We start from the raw sequence: 19,465 nt of genomic DNA on the forward strand, positions 1-19,465 counted from the left end.
ATCAGGCCGACGGGCGACCAAAGCCGCCCGTCTGACTGCAAAGAAAGGGTCGAAGGGTTAGTGGGGCTTATCGCCGGACGGTTTGCCGGTGATGGACAACAGCTTGTCCAACGCCGCTTGCACCGCCTGGCTCTTGCCAGCCACGCCATCGATGGCTTTGCCGACAGCCAGGGCTTTGGAGAAGCTCTCGAAGTACTCTCCGCCGCCACCGACGATCTCGATATTGGACTTCTGCAGCGCTTGCGCCAGCACCTGCGCCTGATCGGTCGCAATTGACTTGTTGGCTTCGATGCTCGCCATGACTTCCTTGATGGCGGCGTCCATACGCATACGGAACTCTTCGAACTCGCGCGCTTCCGGAGACATATTGCCCATCGCGTTGAATTTCTCCACCAAGCCGTCCGCTTCCGCTTTGGCTTTCTGACGAATGATTTCCGCTTCGGTCGCGCCTAGCTCTCTTTCCGCCCGCGCTTTCGCCATACCAATGCTCTCGTCCCCGCGCGCTTTGGCGGTCAGTTTCTCTTCCAGCACCTTGGCGTCCGCCAAACCACTCTTCTCGTTGGCCGCCGCCTGAGCCTCGATGACTTCTGCTTTCGCCAGTCCTTCCGCTTTCTGAGCATTCGCCTTCGCCTGACCTTCGCGCTCGTAGGCGGCCGCCTTGGCTTCCGCCACACGGGCCTGCGCCAGTCCGGACGCCGCTTCCATCGCCTGAATGCCCTCTGCTTCCTTCTTGTTGGCTTCCGCCTTCTTGGAAGAGGCTTCCAGCTCCGCCTGCGCAATGGTGTTGATCTCCTGGGCGCGGAACAGCGCTTTTTCTTTCTCCGCTTCCGCCGCTTTCACCTGCTTGACCAACTGCTCGTCCGCTTCCGCCTGGGCCGCCAGAATGCGCACTTGCTTCTCGCGTTCCGCCATAGACACTTCGCGAACTTCTTTGATGCGTTCTTCCTCTTCCGCCACTTTCTTCTCGACGGAGATACGCTCGCTGATCGTCAGCGTGATGACTTTGCGCTGTTCTTCCAGTTCCTTCTCTTTGGCGATGCGCTGCAGCTCAACTTCGCGCTCGCGGTTAACCATTTCCAGCTGGCGGGCTTTCTCAACTTTCTCATGTTCAATCGCGACAGCGCGCTCACGGTTTTTAACCGCGATTTCAACCTGACGTTGCTTGTTCTCTTCCGCAATCGACAACTGTTCTTCCGTCAGAATGCGCGCTTCTTCCGCTTTCTTGCGCTCTTCTTCACGAACCTTCTGGGTTTCGGCGGTTTCACGAGCCTGAATGGACTCCACCTCGCGCTTCTGCTTCGCTTCGGCGTCAGCTTGCTGCCGCTCCAGCTCCAGCATGGCTTCGCGCGTGGCGACATTCTTACGCTTGATCTCCAGCTCTTCGTCACGCTCCAGACGGTTGGTGTGGATATTGTGCTGAGCCGTGATTTCAGTGATCTTTTTTATGCCTTCGGAGTCCAGAATGTTGCTGGAATCCAGGCTGGATTTAGGCGTCTGCTCCAGATAGTCGATGGCGACGTCTTCCAGAACATAACCGTTCAGATCGTTACCGATGGTCTGCACAATGCGGTCGCGGAAGCCAATACGGTCTTCAAACAGCCCCAGAAACTCCATTTGCTTACCGACCGTCTTCAGCGCCTCAGAAAACTTGGCGTTAAACAGCTCGTTCACGGCGACGCGATCCGACGCCCGGGATACGCCCACCGCTTTCGCCACTTTCAGCACATCTTCCGCGGTCTCATTCACCCGCAAATAGAACGCGACGGTAATGTCAGCACGCAGGTTATCCCGACAGATCAGGCCGTCTTTACCGCGGCGATCAATCTCCAGCGTGATAACCGAAATCTTCATGGTTTCGGCTTTGTGAATAACCGGCAGCACCATGGCGCCGGTAAAGTACACTTTCGGCTGGGTCGACATATCGTTAACGATCAACGCCTGCCCTTGCTCTACCTTTTTATAGAACGCTTTAAACAGGGCGAGTATTCCCAGCAGGAATAGAAAAATGCCCCCTATGATAGTTAAAAGACCCAAAACAGCACCCGCTTCCACTTCCATAAGCCACTTTCTCCTAGCTCTATGCCTAGTTGATTTATGAATTTATTTAGTTCGAAATATTGCAACAGCGACTATCAAGAGTCCGCCAAAAAGTCTTCTTCGGGCATCACCTGATAGGCGTTTTCCGCTTCCAGGTATTTAACGAATATGACTTTATCTCCACGCTTCAGATTCAAGCCCGCTTCACCTCTGGCCTTCAGAATGAGATGCGCGCCGTCGATGGTTATTTCCGCTTCCCCAAACGTTTCACTGACGCTCCCTGATCGCACAGTCCCGGTTCTTCCGATGACAATGACTTTAGCGCTCGCCGTTCCATAAGCTTTGCGAAACAAAGGACGCAAAGGACGTATGGACTTAGCCGTCAACAGGATCGAAATTCCAAAGGCGATAGCGATAACGCCTGCGCCGGCGATATAGAGAATAACGCCCCCAAACATAGGAATCAGGATATACAGTGAAACGAAATAGGTGAGAGCCCAGCCGTAAATGGCCAGGAAACTCAATACCAGGGGTAATGGAACGCCGGTTAAGCCCAGGGTAACCATCAGTCCCGCCAGTCCCTGCGCGTCGGCCACATCCAGATCAAGATCCAAATCAAAAGGATCCAGGTCAAGCAAGCCGATAATGGCGAGAATCCAATAGCAAACGACAATCCCTAAAAGGACTGTGAAAACCACAGTCGGAAACGAAAAAATTGTTGCCAAGTATGCTTCCATATCTCACCTCTTACGACATACTATGTCATTAATACTCAGGACGGCCATATTATGTCAACAGAAAATTTCGTCCTTCAAACAAATCGTTTAGCGATTAAGCTTAGCTGTAAATCCGACGCTTTTTTTAGATTGACATGATATGGCGCGACCATTACGATCGACGCGGGACATATTATGTCGCGAGGAGACAACGGTGAGTTTAATTAACGATTTAGCCCTCAAATTATCCGACGCCGCCTACGAAGGCCACACATTCGACTGCCTCCCGATCAGAGGAGAAGTGGAGGTGCTGCAGGTGCAAGTGTCGGAGCTGGATGCATTACCGATATACGTGACCGCCACAGAGACCCAAATCCTATGCATCAGCTATCTGTTCCGCAAGGGGGAACTGCTGGAATCCCGTCTCGCAGAATTAAACGAATCGCTACTGGAAATGAGCTTGCCGATGCCCCTCAGCGCTTTCGCCATTGTCGACGACTTCTACGTCATTTACGGCGCCTTGTCGCCTCTGTCCATTCTCGAAAACGTCCTGAAAGAGCTGGTGACGCTGGCCCGCAACGCCAACGACTGTTTCCAGGCCTTTGAAGAGTATTTGAAATAGATCACCGGAGGTGTTCCATGAGCAGCATCATCGAAAAGCTACTGACCGCATTACGCGGGGGCGTGAGGGAAATGGGAGAGGCCGTGATGGATGCGGACGGCGTACGCGCCATCGAAAGAGAGATTGAGGTCGCCAAGGGGCATATCGAAGACGCCAAACGCAGTCTGACGGATGTCATGGCCCATAAGCTGGAGGCGGACGCAACAATAAAGTCTCTACGCCTGGATATCGCCAAGCGTGAAACCGAAGCCCTGGCGGCGCTTAACCAGAATAACGAAGCGCTAGCCCTGCAAGCAGCGGAGCAAATCGCCAGGCTGGAGACTAGCGTGAGTGAACAGCTGACAATCAGCCAACGCTATAACGAGCAGATCCAACGCCTCAAGAGCAATATTCAAAAAGCCGAAAAGTTAATCGCCGACCATGAGCGGGATCTCGCCGTCGTACAAACGACGGACAAAGTGCAAAAAGCCACACTGCAAATCACTGACAGCGCCGCCGCACATAACGCCAACCTCGGTTCGGCGCGTGAGACGCTGGAGCGCATCAAACGCAGCCAGCAAATGACGGACTATCAGATTGAGGCTGGCGAAGAGCTACAGGCGCAGCGCGATGAGGATCCATTGGCCAAACGACTTGAGGCCGCCGGCCTGACAGGTGACAAACATAACGCCCGCGACATTCTTGAACGTCTAAAAGCGCAAAAACCCTGAATGCATTGCGGCGGAAATTGCTGATGACATTTACGCAGCTCTGAACGGGCTGCTTTTTACTATCAATGAGAAACTATATGAAAGGCGACCAGCCAGCCAGAGCGGCGCCGGGAGATAACGTTGAACAAAGGTAAAGATCGTTGGCTTGAAGAACAAAAAGCGGTAAGAGCCACCCAACTTGCTTTTGACGTATCCAAAGAGGTGCAGCAAGTATTGAAGCGAGCGGCCCTGGACCAGGACCTGAATCCGCCGGACATGATCCGCAAGATACTGGGACTCTCCTACAACAAAACGCCGATTCGCCCGCGCCTGACCGTTTCCTTGCGCTCGGAAGACTTCACGCTGCTGGCGCAGAAGTACGGCATCGACCCGGAGGACACACTGGCCATCCGGGAAAAAGCGGCGGAAGAATTGATCGCCTTCGCCCAGTCGCTATTAGATTGATCCTGTATGGGACGCAGTACTCAGGCTGCGTCCTGACTTTGCGTCTGAGCGCTGACTTGACCGCCAAAATAGGCGACGCTGAGTTCCTCATGCGTCTGCGCAAACCCCACCTGTAATTGATCCATAAAGTTCTGCAGTTCTGTCTGTTTCAGTTTGGCGATCTCCACGTTGTCAATCTGCCGATTGATGCGATGAATCACCAATTGCGCCTTTTCATGGTTCGGCAGCGACTCCAACGCTTTTTCAACTTCCGACATGGCATGGGCAATTGCTCTGGGGAACACTTTTGACTGAATCAGGAACTTCAGCACTTCCTGACGCTGGATGCGCACTTGCATCTCGCGCCGATACATTTGATAACCAGTCAGCGACTTGAGCACGCTCATCCATTGCAGATTATCGTTGGTGGCTTTGGTCACAATGGCGTCCGGCACCAGATTGGCGGAACGGGTATCGATAATGCGGCTGGTCATATCCGCCCGCTCCAGATTACGCCCCACTTTCAGGAAGGTGTATCCCGCGTCGTGATTCATCGTGCCCGCCAGAATGCCGGTTATATGCTGGCATTCACTGATGATCTCGAAAAGGAAAGGATAACGCCCACGTTTGGTCAACGCTTGCTGCGCATGGTCTTTGGCGTAGAGATAGACCCGGTTGATGGCTTCCCAGACTTCCCGAGGGATGACATCGCGAATGGTGCGGGCGTTTTCCCGCGCATAAGCCATACAGGACAGGATGGAAACCGGATTGTTGTTTTCTGCAATCAGGAATTTCAGGACCGAGCGTTCGTCGAATTCGCCTTCATAGAGTTCACCAACGCCCGTGATGGCGATGAGCTGTCCCCAAATTGGCGACAGGCCTTTCGGCAAGTCCAGGGTCAGATTGGCGTTGACATTGATCAGGCGCGCCATGTCCTCCGCACGCTCAAGATACCGGGCCATCCAGTATATGTTTCCGGCTACTCGTGAGAGCATTTCAGGCCTCCTCGTCTATGATCCAAGTATCTTTACTCCCCCCGCCCTGGGAGGAATTCACCACCAGCGATCCTTTTCTCAACGCTACCCGGGTCAATCCGCCGGTGGTCACGTAAATCTGATCGCTGGAAAGAATGAAAGGACGCATGTCCAGATGTCGCGGCTCCACCTTACCGTCCACCAGCGTCGGCGCAGTGCTGAGATTCAGCGTCGGCTGCGCGATATAGTTACGCGGATCGGCTTCGATCAGCTCCGCGAACTTTTCCCGCTCTTTCTTGGTGGATTTGGGGCCGACCAGCATGCCGTAGCCGCCGGATTCATTAGCGGGTTTCACCACCAGTTCCTCCAGATGCGACAGCACGTATTTGCGGTCTTCGTCCTTCATACATAAATAAGTGGGCACATTGGGCAGGATCATTTCTTCACTCAGGTAATACTTGATCATGTCCGGCACAAATGCGTACACCACTTTGTCGTCCGCTACGCCCGCACCCGGCGCGTTGGCCAGCGCGACGTTGCCCTTCAACCAGGCCCGCATCAGACCGCGCACGCCCAGCACTGAATCAGGGTTGAAGGCTTCCGGGTCCAGAAACAGATCGTCCACGCGCCGATAGATCACGTCGACCCGCTCCAGACCATATATGGTTTTCATATAAACGCAGTCGTCGTCGGTCACCACCAAATCCGTGCCTTCCACCAACTCGCACCCCATCTGCTGGGCGAGATAAGCATGTTCAAAATAGGCGGAGTTATAGATGCCCGGCGTCAGCACCACGACCTGGGGATAATCCGCCGGACGCGGCGATAGCGCCGCCAGGGTATCAAACAACTGCGAGGGATAATCGTCCACCGGCAAAATGCTGAAATCGCCGAACAGGTCTGCGAATACACGTTTCATGACCTGCCGGTTTTCCAGCAGATAGGAAACCCCAGACGGCACCCGCAGGTTGTCCTCCAACACGTATATCTGTCCATCAGAATGCCGCACCAGGTCCGAGCCGCAAATATGCGCCCACACGCCATGAGCCGGGCTCACGCCAATGCATTGCTTACGAAAGTTCTTGGATTTGCTGAGCAGCTCTTTGGGGAAGACTTTATCTTTGACGATCTTCTGGTCGTGATAGATGTCATCGATGAACATGTTGAGCGCTTTGACGCGCTGTTTGAGTCCGGCGTCGACCACATCCCATTCTTTTTTGCTCATCACTCTGGGGATAATGTCGAATGGCCACTGTCGGTCAATGGAGCCGCCTTCCTGATCGTAGACGGTAAAGGTAATGCCCATCTCCTTTATCGCCAGCTCAGAGGTGCTTTTCAGCCGATCCAGCTCCTCGTCTTCCATTTCCGCCATGTGTCTGGCCAGTGTTTCCGCCACTTTCCTTGGCTTCCCTTTCCCATCTATCAATTCGTCATAGAGTTCCGGGTATTTATAGTCTTTCCATTGAATGCCCATGGAAGAGATCCTCTCGTTTTATTATGTCTACGGTTACCGCAACTTCAGGCTGCTGCTGGCCCCCTCCGTAACAAACGCCCTTGAGCGGCGGTACGTCGGTGTAATCCCGCCCTATCGCCACGATGATATGTTCTTTCGCCACCCACATATTGTTGGTCGGGTCCACATGAATCCAACCATAGCCCGGCGCATGCACCGCAAACCAGGCATGTGAGGCGTCCGCGCCCTGACGCTTTTTCTCTCCTTCCGGAGGATACGTAAGCACGTAGCCGCTGACGTAAGCGGCCGCCAGTCCGATGGCCCGCAGTCCCAACACCGCCAGATTGGCGAAGTCCTGACAGACGCCTTTGCGCAACGCCCAGAATTCCGTGACGCTGGTGTCCACCTGCGTGGCGCCGGACGCGTATTTAAAATCCCGATAGATGCGGGCGGCGAAGTCTTTCACCGCTTCATTCAACGCACGCCCTTTTTGAAAGCTCACCAGCGTATAGTCGGTCACTTCATCAATGATCGGAACCGAGGCGTCTGGATAAGCGAAAGAGCACAGCGCGGCGCGTTCCTCCGGATTAGACGCCGCGGCATAGCGCGCACGCTCCCAAGGCGCCGCGCAGGCCTCGTTATGCGGCCTCGGGCGACGCTCCACAATCGCCTCGCTCACCACCTTGAGCGCAGTGTGAGGCTTATGCACTTCAAAGTAGTGCATCTGGTTGCCGAAGGCGTCGGTCCTCAGGTTCTGAAACTGCGGCTTGGGGTCCACCTTCAAGCGATGCTCGATGCGCATCTGGCCGTCACCGGACAGCGGCTCCAGCCACGCGGCGTTATAGGCGAGCGAGGCCGGTCCCGGATAGCGGTAGACCGTCTCGTGCTTCACCCTCAGCAATACGCCATCAGCGCATGAATCGGGTGAGGGGTTGGGCGTGCTTGAAGTATTGGTGCTCAATATTCAGACCAAACTGATTTAGTTGTTGTGTCAGGTTTTGCAAAAAGGGAGCCAACTCTGTCTGAGTCAATTCGAGGTCGCGCCACTCCACCGCATCCGCCAGTCGCAGTGGCGTAAGAATCGCCAGAACGTTTTTCTCGAGCCCGATCAGCCCTTGTTGCGGCGTTGGGTTCAAATAGCTCAACAAGGGCTCCAGCTCACTGACAGCATAGACCAACGAGCGCGGGTTGGTAGGCTCCAGTAGTAAATGTTTCCATAGCGTGTAAAAAGGCAACTCAGTGCCGTAGCGGCGACGATGACTACTCAGACAGTCATGGGCTTCGAGCAACATTTCCCGCAGCCCCGCCTCGTTGTCTTCGTTCAGTTCCGCGCAGATTTTATAGGTGCTGGATAGCGTGTTTTGCGCACGCTCCAAGCGACGCCCCAGTTGCAGCCAAAGCCCGCCCTGATTCAACGCCAGACTTTCCTGACTGGCGCCTAAAAACGCCAGCAGCGCGGTGAGGAAAGGCTGGATAAACTGATCCAGCGCCAGCACGCTGCGGTTCTTTTCGCTGTACTCCAGCAATTCCTCAAGCTCCTCCACCGCGCGCCAGCAGTCGCCGGACCACAGATCCCGTACGGTGTAAGCGGAGTTGATAGCGCCGCGCAGGTTGAAAGCGACGCCACCAACGCGGGCGGAGTCCAGCACATACTGTTTCAGATCCTCAACTGTCGGCAGGCCTTCGCGACCAAGAGAACAGAACGCTTCCACTGCCGGCAGCATGCCTTCCAATACGGCTTTATCGGTGTCGAAGCCATAGTCGATATAGTTTTCCAGGCGTCGCACATAAGCGCGAATATGGCGTAGCAGGGATTCCGTACGCTCCAGATAACGCGCCAGCCAGAACAGGTTTTCCGCCGCCCGGCTGGTAAGCACCGCCGAGGCGATGCGTCGCTGTTTGGTGGGGCTCAGCCGCAGCACATCGCGCATGGTGCCGGAGCTTTTCAGCAGCCATGTGTCCTTACTCCATCCGCCGGACTGGCTGGACACTAGAAAAGTGTGCGCATCCGGCGACACCCGGGTCAGGCCGCCGGGCATGACATCATATTGTTCGCCATCGCCGGCGGCGAAGCCTCGTAGCACCAGATGTCGCGGCTGGATCTCAGCGCCAACCAGTGTGGGCGTAGTGGAAAAGCTCAGCAGATCCTGCCCAACATAGCGCCAGGGTTCCGCCTGAATGCGCCGTTTTAGTGCGTCTCGCTCGCGTGCGCTCATTTTGGGCCCAAAACGCACCAGCGCGTGGCGATCCACGGTTTTGATCACCAGATCGTCCAGATTCTGCAGGACGTGTTTGAGTTCTTTCTCCTGCCCGCACCACCAGGTAGCCACGTTGGGCAACTTGAGTTCTTCCGCCAGAAAGTGCTTCGACAGCGCCGGCAGAAACGGCAGCATCGCTGGCGATTCCAGAAAGCCGCTCCCCAACGGATTGGCCATTCCCACACGCCCAAGCGCTTGCGCCTGCGCGAGTCCCGGCGCGCCCAGCATGGAGTCGGCGCGAAAGTTCAAAGGATCGCAGAAAGCATCGTCCACCCGGCGGATAATCACATCCACTTGCTGCAGATCATCCACGGTTTTGAGATAGACCTTACCCTGACGCACCGTCAGGTCATCGCCCTGCACTAAGGTGATGCCCAGTTGCGCCGCCAGATAGGCGTGTTCGAAATACACTTCGTTGCCGATACCCGGCGACAAAAGCACAATTGTAGGTTCTTTTTGCTGATCCGGCGCCAGCGCCGCCACATGGCGTTTGAAGTGATAGAAGAACTGCGCCAGCGGCGCGATGGCGTAGTCCACCGCGTTTTGACTCAATACCCGCTTGGTCACCATTCTGGCTTCCAGCACATAGCCGGCGCCGGAAGGGCCCTGGGTGCGATCCGCCAACACCCACCAGGAGCCGTCGGGGCCCCTGGCCAGATCCGCGGCGAACAGACTTAGCGGCAGCGTTGCAGACCCCATCATCGAACGCAAAAATCCCGGATGCTGCAATACCAGTTCCGGCGGCAGCACCCCTTGCTTCAGACAGGTTTGCGGTCCCAATAAATCCGCCAGCACCCGCGAAAACAGATGCGCCCGCTGCTGTAATCCCGCTTCTATCGGACTCCAGTCTGTTTCAGACATCACCATCGGCAGCGGGTCCAGCTGCCAGGTTCGACGCATGCCCTGCGGGTCGTCGTATACGTGGTAGTTAACGCCCTGCTCTTTCAAACGACGCAGCGTGTCGCGACGCAGTTGTCCCAGATCGTCCCGGGACACTTGGGAAAAATAGTCCGCAAAGGCGCGCCAATGAGGACGCACCTCGCCGCCGGAGCCCAACATTTCATCAAATGCAGTGGCGAGGGGGGAATAAGGCAACCCAGTCAGGTCCAGACTGGGTTGTGAAGAAGGCGCTATGTTTTCTGACATAGCTTAATCGTAGCGTAAATCCAAGGTTAAGGGATAGCTGGCGTTGGGCGTGGGTCGGGGCGGCGCTGCGCCGACGCGAGGCTCGCGGCGAGGGTAAAAGCGCCCGCCGCCATCGATAACCGGCGGCGCAATCAGAGGGCCATGGGTGTGGCCAATATCTTCAAAGCGGCTGATGCGACGCGCTTCCGCTTCCAGCGCATTGACTGGGAAATGTTCGTAACTGCGCCCCCCCGGATGCATGACGTGGTACGTGCACCCACCCAGACTGCGGCCATTCCAGGTATCGAAAATATCAAACACCAGAGGCGAGTGAACGCCAATGGTCGGATGCAAAGCAGACCAGGGCTGCCAGGCCCGATAACGCACGCCCGCGACGAAGCAGCCCTCTTCGCCGCCTGGGGACATAGGGACGACGCGCCCGTTGCAAGTCAGCACGTGGCGCTCCGGCGTCGCCAGCCTGAGTTTGACCTGCAGGCGCTCCATACTGGAGTCCACATAACGCGCCGTTCCGCCTGCCGCCGCTTCTTCACCAAGCACAAACCAGGGCTCCAGCGCATGCCGCAACTCCAGTTCAACGCCCTCCAGCTCCATCGTTCCGACACGTGGACAACGAAACTCCAGAAAAGACTCATACCATTGAGATTTAAAGGGATAACCATTATCCGCCAGAAACTGCAGCACATCCGTCAGATCCCGCCACAGGAAGTGAGGCAACATAAAACGGTCATGCAGGCTGTGTCCCCACTCAATCAACTTGTGCTTGTAGGGACGCTCCCAAAATAAAGCCACACAAGCCCGCAGTAATAACATTTGCGCCAAGCTCATGCGCGCATGGGGCGGCATTTCAAAAGAGCGGAACTCAAGAATGCCGAGGCGCCCCGTGCTGCTGTCCGGGGAATACAGTTTATCGATGCAGAATTCACTGCGATGGGTGTTCCCGGTCAAATCCGTCAGCAGATGGCGCAGCAACCTGTCCACTAACCAGGGTTGCGGCACGTCTCCCGCCGGCATATGAGAGAAAGCGATCTCCATCTCATATATCCGTTCAATCCGCCCTTCATCCAGGCGCGGCGTCTGGCTGGTGGGGCCGATGAACATGCCGCTGAACAGGTAAGACAAGCTGGGGTGATGCTGCCAGAACGTAATCAGACTCCGCAGCAGGTCAGGACGCCGCAATAACGGGCTGTCCGCCGCCGTGGGTCCGCCCAGCGTCACATGGTTGCCGCCGCCAGTGCCGCTGTGTCGACCGTCCAACATGAACTTTTCCGTTCCCAATCGGCTCAGGCGCGCTTCGTGGTAAAGCGTTTCTGTAATCTGCTTAAGCTCATTCCAACTGGCGGCGGGTTGAATATTCACTTCAATCACCCCAGGGTCCGGCGCCACCACCATTTTCACCAGTCTGACATCATGAGGAGGGGGATAGCCCTCGATGCGCACCGGGCGCTTTATCCGGGTCGCAGCCCGGGACAATGCGTCCAGCAGGGCGACATATTCCTCCAGCGTACTGACCGGAGGCATAAAGGCATGCAGATAGCCGTCGCGCACTTCCGTGCACATCGCGGTATGGATGGCTATCTCCGCCAAGGGACGGCTCTCTGCTTTAGCGAGCGGCCTCAATTCCTGCGGCAATGGGGCGAACGGATCACGCTCATGTACTTCGTACTCGTCGCTGAGTTCATGAGAGGAAAGACTCGCCAGGGGTAACCTGAGTCCAAGGGGCGAGTTGCCGGGGCTGAGGTACAGCGCCCCCTGTAAAAAGCGCCAGAGACAGGTGCGCCAAACGCCCGACACTTGATTATGGCCAATCGGCAGGCAGTAGCCCGCCACCTGATTGAGCCCCCTCTGCATGACCTGCGCCAAAGTACGGCGCGCCAGATCCTCATGATCGCCTTGCACATCATCGTCCGCCGGCAGTTGGCCATGACGCCACATATAATAGAACGGATCCTCATAACAGGGCTGCACCGCGCTGTCGGAGAGCCCCATTTCCTGGCAGAAAGCAGCCATGAGCGCGCGTGCGTCATCCGGTGTGGCGTCATGGGTCAGCATATCTTCCGGCCCCCGCCATAATGGCGCGCCGTCTTTACGCCAATACAAGGCGTACTGCCAACGCGGCAGCGGTTCTCCGGGATACCATTTGCCCTGGCCGTAGTGCATAAAACCGTTTTCCGCGTACTGTTTTTTCAGCCGCAGGGACAAATCAAAAGCCAGGCGGCGCTTCTCCGGCCCATCTGCATCCGTGTTCCATTGCGCCGATTGCATATCGTCGATAGAGACGAAGGTCGGCTCCCCGCCCATAGTCAGGCGCACGTCGTTGCGGGTCAGCGTCTCATCGATGAACTGCCCCAAGGCGTCGATGTCTTCCCATTCTCGCTCAGTAAAAGGCCGGGTAACGCGAGGATCTTCTTTTATCCGGGTCACTTGGTTGAAGAAACTGAATTCGACTTCCGCCTCATCCACAGAACCCAGGATAGGCGCCGCTTCTTCCGGATTGGGGGTGCAGGTAAGGGGAATATGCCCTTCCGCGGCGAACAGACCCGAGGTTGGGTCCAGTCCCAACCAGCCAGCGCCGGGAACAAAGATTTCACACCAAGCGTGTAAATCAGTGAAGTCATTCTCCGGTCCGCTGGGACCGTCCAACGATTTCTGGTCCGGCGTCAATTGCACCAGATAGCCGGAAACAAACCGCGCCGCCAACCCCATCCGCCGCGACAACTGGATCATCAGCCAAGCTGTATCCCGACAGGAGCCCCAACCGATCTCCAAGGTTTGCTCCGGCGTTTGCACTCCCGGCTCCATGCGAATGTTGTATTGGATGTCTTTGCAAAGCGTTTGGTTCAGCTCCACCAAAAAGTCATTGATCGGCTTTTTCTTTCGGGGCAGCGCCTGCAAATAGGACTCAAAACGAGGGCCCCACTCTTGCGTCGCAAGAAATGGCTCCAGTTGGGCTTTCAGTTTGTCAGGGTATTGAAAAGGGTAACTCTCCGCGAAGCTTTCAACGAAAAAGTCGAAAGGATTGTAGGCGGTCAAATCCGCCACCAGATCCACATCCACTTCCAGCTTGGCGGTCTTCTCGGGAAACACCAGCCTCGCGACATAGTTGGAGAATGGATCCTGCAGCCAGTTAATGAAGTGCGGCTTGGGATGAATGTTCAGGCTGTAACTGATAATCGGCGTGCGGCAGTGCGGAGCGGGACGAAGTCGGACAGTGTGCGGAGACAAATTGACCAGTCGGTCATAAGTGTATGTCGTTCGATGCCTGATCCCTACCAGAATACTCATAGCAACCCCCTTGCTTAGTCATCGTCGGTAAGCGCCTGCATTGTTATCACGCATCCTTGGTCGAATGGCTCTCCTACCTTGCACTGCAGCTGGGTCAGGAGCCGGCCGTCCAGTAAAGAAACACGTAAATCCATGTTGTCGCAGCGCTTTTATGCAACTACCGCGCCTTGGCGCTTATTTATTTTTTTCCCATTCAAACAGCGGCAACTCATTGAACAACGCCTTAAGCCCTTCGCCCCATTGCTTACGCAACGTCGCATAATAAGGTGAGTTCAGTTTCAGGTGCATGACGTGGGCCGGCTCCAGCTTACCCGTTTCATAAACCAGAAGATCAAACGGCGGCGCCACGGATAAATTACTGCGCATGGTGGAGTCCATGGAAACCAGCGCGCATCGGGCCGCCGCTTCAAGACTGGAATTGGTGCGAATCACCCGATCCAGAATTGGCTTGCCATATTTGGTTTCCCCTATCTGCAGGTACGGCGCGTAGGGCGAGCTTTGAATATAGTTTCCTTCAGGATAGACCATTAATATCTCATGAGGCCCATCTTTATATTGCCCGCCAACGATCAAAGTGCAGTCGAAATTGGCTCCCTGTTTCAAATCCTTTTCATAATAGTTTTTCAATTCGACGCTCAATGCGCCGATGTAGCGAGCCGCGTCGCTCATATCATTGCAACCGGCCAGTCCGCCCTCTCCAGAGGGATTCTCCAAATCGCGCGAGATGCGCCTCACTACTGCCTGGGTCGTGGCCAGGTTGCCGGAGGTCAGCAACGTGACAAAGGCTTTTTCCGGCACATTGAATGAATACATTTTGGGATAGGTGTTGACGTTATCAACCCCTGCATTGGTACGGGAATCAGATGCAAACACCAATCCGGCATCAACGGATATCGCCAAACAGTATGTCACGACCGCACTCTCATTAAACAACAGGGAATCGGCTGCATAATGTACTTGGCGACGCATGCTTGCAATAAATTCTTTGTTAATATTCATATGCGGCGCAAGCGGATTGAGGGCAGCTCCTCGCCGGAATAATATGCGCTCCCCAATGCGGATCAGGATGGACGTTGGCGACCTGAAAAGCCCGCCGACTGCGCGAACTGACTCACATCAAACCCTGAGAGCAAGTTCGTGTTACTCTGTGTAAATCACCCGGCCAGGAGCCGCCGCCTCAATCCACGCCATCTGCGGAGACATCCCGATGACCGGAGTCAAACTAGGATTAACCACTCCATCTCCCATGCCAAGCACAGACAAAGGCGCACTCTCCGCGTCGATCAGCTACCTCGACAGCGCCTGCATCAACGCATTTTTTCCCGTTTCCGTGGAGGCGGCGACATCCCTGCTAATAGGCAGTGGGCTCAAACCGGCTTTTGCGCTGGGTTCTCACACCTTGGTCGTGCTCAGCATCTACGATCACAAGCGTTGCGCCATCGGCGCGCACAAAGAAGCCGGCCTGGTCATTCCCGTGCTGCCGGAAGGAGAAAGCCTGCCTTTGAGCAACGTGCTGGATTTATATCTGCCGATTAATCAGCGCCGCATCGGTTTTTTCCCATTGGATCTCCCGGTCACTTCGGAGAACGCGCTTTCGACAGGCAGAGAGCTATGGGGGCTGCCGCGCTTCCCGGCGGAGATCACTTTCGCCAGCCAACGCAGACAGATACACACGCAAGTCCGCTCCGACGGCGAAACGCTGTTTACTCTGAGTGGCGAGACACTGCCTGGTATTCCAGTGATCCCCGTCAACCTCCTGATTTACACCCAGGTGGAACATCGACTGACCAAAACCAAAGTCCGTTTGAAAGGATTTGGAAAGCTCTACCCTGCCGGAACCGTCAGACTGACGGTGGGCGAAACTGACCATCCGATGACGGAGCATCTGACTCGTTTGGGCCTCGATGAAAAAAGCCCGGCTTTGTTGATGCGCGCCGAACGTCTGCAAATGTTGATGGAGCCTGCGGTAAGGATTGAGTGACGCTACGCTTGTCTGCACAAGCGCACAGTGATTGACCAAGCTCCAGGATCACCGCCCCATCTTGGAGCCTCCAGCGAATATTCGGGGCGATAACATGAAGGAAAAACGTCCTCAGTTACATGGAAGCTATCCAAAGATTAACGCTTTTTCTTTTGCTTTCAGTGAATTGCCCGGAAGTTGAAAGCCGCTGGCACGGCTTATGCTGAAACTGGAGTGAAAGAGGTGTCCCAAACCAAACGATAGACCCACAACCCAACGAAGACGGATTGTCTCAATCAAACCACTGAGAAGAAGGATTTAGCTATGAAACCCGAAACCAACGAAAGTCTGCTGTTCGCATTAACCCACCCCTATGAGGTGACGGTTATGCAGGAAATGAGAGAGTATTTTGAGTGGATGTATTACGCCAACTAAGAAGGCATCCCGCCGAGCAGGAAACGCACAGTACAAGGACGTTCTCCTGCCTCTGCGCTGTTTTTGCGTTCCCCGCAAAAACAAAAGCGGCCACTCAGGGCCGCAAGGAAGACGAGAATCCATTCTCCAATGCACTAGAGAGCATAAGCGCCGAAGCGCTCGTGCGGAGGTTTAACGGTTTTACCCGTTAGAACAATGTCGCCTGTTACAGCAACGCCAGACCTTCTTCCGGAGTCAGGGACTCAATGTCCTGAGCAACGCCGACGGAAGGACAGGTCAGCTTACCTTTCACTACGTTCAGACCTTGCAGCAGGAAGGCGTTGTCTTCCAGAGCCTGCTTCGCGCCTTTATTGGCCAGTTGCAGAACGAATGGCAGTGTTGCGTTGGTCAGCGCCAGAGTAGAAGTACGCGCTACAGCGCCAGGCATGTTGGCTACGCAGTAGTGAACGACGTCGTCAACGATAAAAGTGGGTTCCGCATGGGTAGTCGCATGAGAAGTCTCGAAGCATCCGCCCTGGTCGATCGCCACGTCGACAACCGCCGCGCCGCGCTTCATTTTTCTCACCATTTCGCGAGAAACCAGTTTCGGTGCCGCCGCGCCTGGGATCAGAACGCCGCCGATTACCACGTCAGCTTGCGTCACCCACTCTTCAACCGCTTGCGCAGTGGAGAATACGGTTTGTACGCTATTGCCGAAAGTCGCGTCGAAGCGTCTCAGTACGTCAACGGATTTGTCCATAACGACAACACGCGCGCCCATGCCGACAGCCATCTGGGTGGCGTTGAAACCAACCACGCCGCCGCCAAGAACTACAACCAGCGCCGCTTCCACACCAGGAACGCCGCCCAACAACAGACCACGACCCGCCTGGGATTTTTCCAGACAGCGCGCAGCAGCCTGGATGCTCATGCGTCCAGCAACTTCTGACATAGGGGATAACAACGGCAGGCGACCTTGCGCGTCAGTCACAGTTTCATATGCGATACAGGTAGCGCCGCTGTTCAACAGATCTTGGGTCTGAGGAACGTCTGGGGCCAGGTGCAAATAGGTAAACAGGGTTTGCCCAGGACGCAACATTGCGCGTTCTTGAGCTTGAGGTTCTTTCACCTTGACGATCATATCGGCGACTTCAAACACTTGCTCAGCGGTAGCCGCGATTTCCGCGCCAGCCGCAACATACTGGTCGTCAGTGAAGTCGATGGCTGCGCCGGCATCCTTTTGCACCACCACTTTGTGCCCATTGCGAATCAGCTCCTGGACAGCGGCGGGAGTCAATCCGACACGGTATTCGTGGTTTTTTACTTCTTTTGGTACACCGACAATCATTAATAAGCCCTCTCAAGGTTAGTAATAATTCCAGTCTACGCTTTGTATGCAGAATTTATCTCTGTTGTTAAAATCAAACTCAGTGATTTATTCTTTAATTTTGAGATTTTCAGAAAATTCAACTGGCCAAAAATGAAAAAGCAGCTGGACCGCATAGACCACGCCATTTTGCGCGAACTACAAAGTGAAGGACGCCTCAGTAACAGTGAACTGTCCCGGCGGGTGAACCTGAGCCCCACTCCCTGCCTTGAGCGGGTAAAACGGCTGGAAAGAGACGGCTACATTCGACGTTACACCGCCGTTCTGAACGCCAAAAAACTCGGAGTGGGACTGGTGGTGTTTATTGAAATTGGCCTAAACAGAACCTCTCGGGACGTTTTCGCTGATTTCAAGGACTCCGTCATCAAAGTCCCGGAAGTGCAGGAATGCCACCTTGTCTCCGGCAACTTCGACTATCTGATAAAAGCCAGGGTGGCCAACATGGATCAGTACCGGGCTTTGCTGGGAGAAAAAATCCTCGTGCTACCCGGCGTAAGGGAGTCACGCAGTTATGTAGTGATGGAGACGGTAAAGGAAGGTCAGGAACTGAAACTGGACGGCTGGCGCGAAGACGTCTGAGCCTCGCGCCAGTCGTTCCCGATCAATCTTCCGCCGCGCCTCCTTCATCGCCCCGGAGGTTATACCAGTCGATCTTGCGGGTGGCGAACATCGCCGCGCCAAGGATGACAAACAATCCGAGAGAGCCGTATAGCAGCGCCAGATCTTGTTCGTTCAACAACGACAATAGATAACCGTACAACACAATCAACAATGTGACGAAGGCGACAGTTAGCTTTCTCCGCCGAATAAACTGTCCGGCGTACCATCCCACCTGGCCGATAACGGCGCCACAAGCAATCAAATAAGCCGCCCAGGTTCCCAGGTGCTCTGACAGCGAGAGAAACAGCAGGTAGAACAGGCACAGAGTGAGCCCCGTAAACAGATATTGCATAACATGGATGCGCACGCCGCTGATGACTTCAAAGAGCCACAAGCACGCAAAGGTGCAGGTAAGGAACAGTAACGCATACTTCACCGAACGACTGATTTCCTGGTACCCCGCCCCCGCCGCAGGTCGTGACACGCCGACTAACGGTGAAACATGATCAAGCAAGGCGGGCGCTGAACCCGTCCAGGATGCAGGCACCCCTTTGGCCAGAAACGGAATGTCCCATTTGGCGTAAAAGGCGTCCTGTTCCAGCTTACGCTCCACCGGCAGCCAATTCCCCTGAAAACTGGGATCCGCCCAGTCGCCGTTGATTTCGATATTGCTCTCCTGTCCGACTGGCGACACATACAATGCCTGTGCGCCCTTTAAACGTATCGCCAGATTGAAATCATTAGGGGCGTCGGCGTTTATCGATCCTACCGGCAATCGCATATGTACGCCGTTAACGTCCGCCATGCCGCCGCCTGGAGAGGGCGCGGCCTCGCGCTCATTCCAAAGAAATTTAATCGGGCTTTGAATCGCTTTGACATCCCCAATCGCCACCGAAAGATAGGCGTCTTTAAACCGCAGCGACTGGTTTTCCTCCAGCTCCTGTAATTGTGGACGCAGATCAAACGCCCCTTTCAGGTTGGCGTCCGTATGATAAAGGGGCGCCTCATAAATACCTCGGTAGCGGATATCGCTGGTAACTTTGAATTTGGCGTGTAGATAGGTAGGCGTCACCATCAAATAATGGGTCCGCATAATTGGCCTGATGGTGGACTCCTGTGCGACTGCTTTGGATGCTGTGTCCACCGGTATGACAAGAAAGGGACCATTCACCGTCTGTTCGCCGCCCCATTTCTCCGTAATCTCCGTTACGACATCATGATATCTGACGCTGCGCTCGCCGATCAGACCATTAATCTTCATGATGGGAATCTGCAATATCAGGATCAGCACTCCAATCATAAAGGCTTTGCCCAGTGGGGAATGAAGCCCAAACCGCCGCCAACTTACTTCTTTTACATTCACCTTGCCCGCTCCTTTGTTTGTTCTGTGGCTATCAAAACAAACAAATAGGGCGAACTGATGGGAAAATCAGGGCGAAATGTGGCGCGGAGAACTTTATTGGGCGGGATGAATTCTCATCAT

15 protein-coding genes are annotated in these 19,465 nt (G+C 55.1%); 5 read left to right on the plus strand and 10 right to left on the minus strand.

From position 1 onward, the window contains the following. Window positions 1-57: 57 nt before the first annotated feature. Together O5O45_RS21305 and O5O45_RS21310 are read right to left on the minus strand one after the other, a co-directional pair. Window positions 58-2,058 (minus strand): flotillin family protein, encoded by a 2,001-nt coding sequence (locus tag O5O45_RS21305; RefSeq protein WP_305901350.1) that lies wholly within the window; start codon window positions 2,056-2,058, stop codon window positions 58-60. 74 nt (window positions 2,059-2,132) lie between these two features. Further along, the gene (locus tag O5O45_RS21310; RefSeq protein ID WP_305901351.1) at window positions 2,133-2,774 is read right to left on the minus strand and encodes a hypothetical protein; all 642 of its coding nucleotides are present in this window, start codon (window positions 2,772-2,774) and stop codon (window positions 2,133-2,135) included. Window positions 2,775-2,967: 193 nt separating this feature from the next. On the opposite strand from O5O45_RS21310, the gene O5O45_RS21315 reads away from it, so the two are divergent. The 3 genes from O5O45_RS21315 (at window position 2,968) to O5O45_RS21325 (ending at window position 4,529) form a co-directional block, all read left to right on the plus strand. Beyond that, window positions 2,968-3,375: a YjfI family protein gene (locus O5O45_RS21315; protein WP_127968560.1), complete on the plus strand. Its 408-nt coding sequence runs from the start codon at window positions 2,968-2,970 to the stop codon at window positions 3,373-3,375. Window positions 3,376-3,392: 17 nt separating this feature from the next. Further along, window positions 3,393-4,085 (plus strand): PspA/IM30 family protein, encoded by a 693-nt coding sequence (locus tag O5O45_RS21320; RefSeq protein ID WP_305901352.1) that lies wholly within the window; start codon window positions 3,393-3,395, stop codon window positions 4,083-4,085. Between the two features lie 120 nt (window positions 4,086-4,205). Next, window positions 4,206-4,529 carry a hypothetical protein gene (locus O5O45_RS21325; RefSeq protein WP_127968558.1) on the plus strand — a complete coding sequence of 108 codons (324 nt, stop codon included), beginning with the start codon at window positions 4,206-4,208 and terminating at the stop codon, window positions 4,527-4,529. 20 nt (window positions 4,530-4,549) lie between these two features. Here the strand turns inward: O5O45_RS21325 and O5O45_RS21330 are convergent, their stop codons facing one another. From O5O45_RS21330 to O5O45_RS21355, 6 genes are all read right to left on the minus strand, one after another. Beyond that, window positions 4,550-5,503, minus strand: a complete 954-nt coding sequence (locus tag O5O45_RS21330) for an alpha-E domain-containing protein (protein ID WP_305901353.1) — start codon at window positions 5,501-5,503, stop codon at window positions 4,550-4,552. Window position 5,504: 1 nt separating this feature from the next. Next, window positions 5,505-6,956, minus strand: coding sequence for a circularly permuted type 2 ATP-grasp protein (locus O5O45_RS21335; RefSeq protein WP_216736493.1), 1,452 nt, complete (start codon window positions 6,954-6,956; stop codon window positions 5,505-5,507). Beyond that, a complete protein-coding gene (locus O5O45_RS21340; RefSeq protein ID WP_305901354.1) occupies window positions 6,931-7,827 on the minus strand; it encodes a transglutaminase family protein in 897 nt (298 codons plus the stop codon). Before O5O45_RS21340 ends, O5O45_RS21335 begins: the two co-directional genes overlap by 26 nt. Before the next feature lie 16 nt (window positions 7,828-7,843). After that, the gene (locus O5O45_RS21345) at window positions 7,844-10,339 is read right to left on the minus strand and encodes a circularly permuted type 2 ATP-grasp protein (RefSeq protein WP_305901355.1); all 2,496 of its coding nucleotides are present in this window, start codon (window positions 10,337-10,339) and stop codon (window positions 7,844-7,846) included. 3 nt (window positions 10,340-10,342) lie between these two features. Continuing rightward, window positions 10,343-13,621: a transglutaminase family protein gene (locus O5O45_RS21350; protein ID WP_305901356.1), complete on the minus strand. Its 3,279-nt coding sequence runs from the start codon at window positions 13,619-13,621 to the stop codon at window positions 10,343-10,345. 174 nt (window positions 13,622-13,795) lie between these two features. Then, the gene (locus O5O45_RS21355) at window positions 13,796-14,620 is read right to left on the minus strand and encodes a proteasome-type protease (protein ID WP_305901357.1); all 825 of its coding nucleotides are present in this window, start codon (window positions 14,618-14,620) and stop codon (window positions 13,796-13,798) included. A 208-nt stretch (window positions 14,621-14,828) separates the two neighbouring features. On the opposite strand from O5O45_RS21355, the gene O5O45_RS21360 reads away from it, so the two are divergent. Next, window positions 14,829-15,602, plus strand: coding sequence for an acetoacetate decarboxylase family protein (locus tag O5O45_RS21360; protein WP_305901358.1), 774 nt, complete (start codon window positions 14,829-14,831; stop codon window positions 15,600-15,602). Window positions 15,603-16,221: 619 nt separating this feature from the next. Here O5O45_RS21360 and ald read toward each other — a convergent pair. Next, complete coding sequence (ald, locus tag O5O45_RS21365; protein ID WP_305901359.1) at window positions 16,222-17,343, minus strand: alanine dehydrogenase; 1,122 nt, start codon at window positions 17,341-17,343, stop codon at window positions 16,222-16,224. Between the two features lie 132 nt (window positions 17,344-17,475). Here ald and O5O45_RS21370 point away from each other — a divergent pair, with 132 nt between their 5' ends. Next, window positions 17,476-17,961, plus strand: coding sequence for an Lrp/AsnC ligand binding domain-containing protein (locus O5O45_RS21370; RefSeq protein ID WP_305901360.1), 486 nt, complete (start codon window positions 17,476-17,478; stop codon window positions 17,959-17,961). Window positions 17,962-17,983: 22 nt separating this feature from the next. On the opposite strand, the gene creD is transcribed toward O5O45_RS21370, so the two are convergent. Beyond that, window positions 17,984-19,345 (minus strand): cell envelope integrity protein CreD, encoded by a 1,362-nt coding sequence (creD, locus tag O5O45_RS21375; protein ID WP_305901361.1) that lies wholly within the window; start codon window positions 19,343-19,345, stop codon window positions 17,984-17,986. Window positions 19,346-19,465: the final 120 nt, after the last annotated feature.

The sequence above is a fragment of the Hahella sp. HNIBRBA332 genome (genome assembly GCF_030719035.1).
In the GTDB taxonomy this organism is placed as follows: Bacteria; Pseudomonadota; Gammaproteobacteria; order Pseudomonadales; family Oleiphilaceae; genus Hahella.

Coding starts and splice junctions, on each gene's coding strand:
- O5O45_RS21305 (WP_305901350.1), bottom strand. CDS start 2,058: ATGGAAGTGGAAGCGGGTGCTGTTTTGGGTCTTTTAACTATCATAGGG.
- O5O45_RS21310 (WP_305901351.1), bottom strand. CDS start 2,774: ATGGAAGCATACTTGGCAACAATTTTTTCGTTTCCGACTGTGGTTTTC.
- O5O45_RS21320 (WP_305901352.1), top strand. CDS start 3,393: ATGAGCAGCATCATCGAAAAGCTACTGACCGCATTACGCGGGGGCGTG.
- O5O45_RS21330 (WP_305901353.1), bottom strand. CDS start 5,503: ATGCTCTCACGAGTAGCCGGAAACATATACTGGATGGCCCGGTATCTT.
- O5O45_RS21335 (WP_216736493.1), bottom strand. CDS start 6,956: ATGGGCATTCAATGGAAAGACTATAAATACCCGGAACTCTATGACGAA.
- O5O45_RS21345 (WP_305901355.1), bottom strand. CDS start 10,339: ATGTCAGAAAACATAGCGCCTTCTTCACAACCCAGTCTGGACCTGACT.
- O5O45_RS21350 (WP_305901356.1), bottom strand. CDS start 13,621: ATGAGTATTCTGGTAGGGATCAGGCATCGAACGACATACACTTATGAC.
- O5O45_RS21355 (WP_305901357.1), bottom strand. CDS start 14,620: ATGAATATTAACAAAGAATTTATTGCAAGCATGCGTCGCCAAGTACAT.
- O5O45_RS21360 (WP_305901358.1), top strand. CDS start 14,829: ATGACCGGAGTCAAACTAGGATTAACCACTCCATCTCCCATGCCAAGC.
- ald (WP_305901359.1), bottom strand. CDS start 17,343: ATGATTGTCGGTGTACCAAAAGAAGTAAAAAACCACGAATACCGTGTC.
- O5O45_RS21370 (WP_305901360.1), top strand. CDS start 17,476: ATGAAAAAGCAGCTGGACCGCATAGACCACGCCATTTTGCGCGAACTA.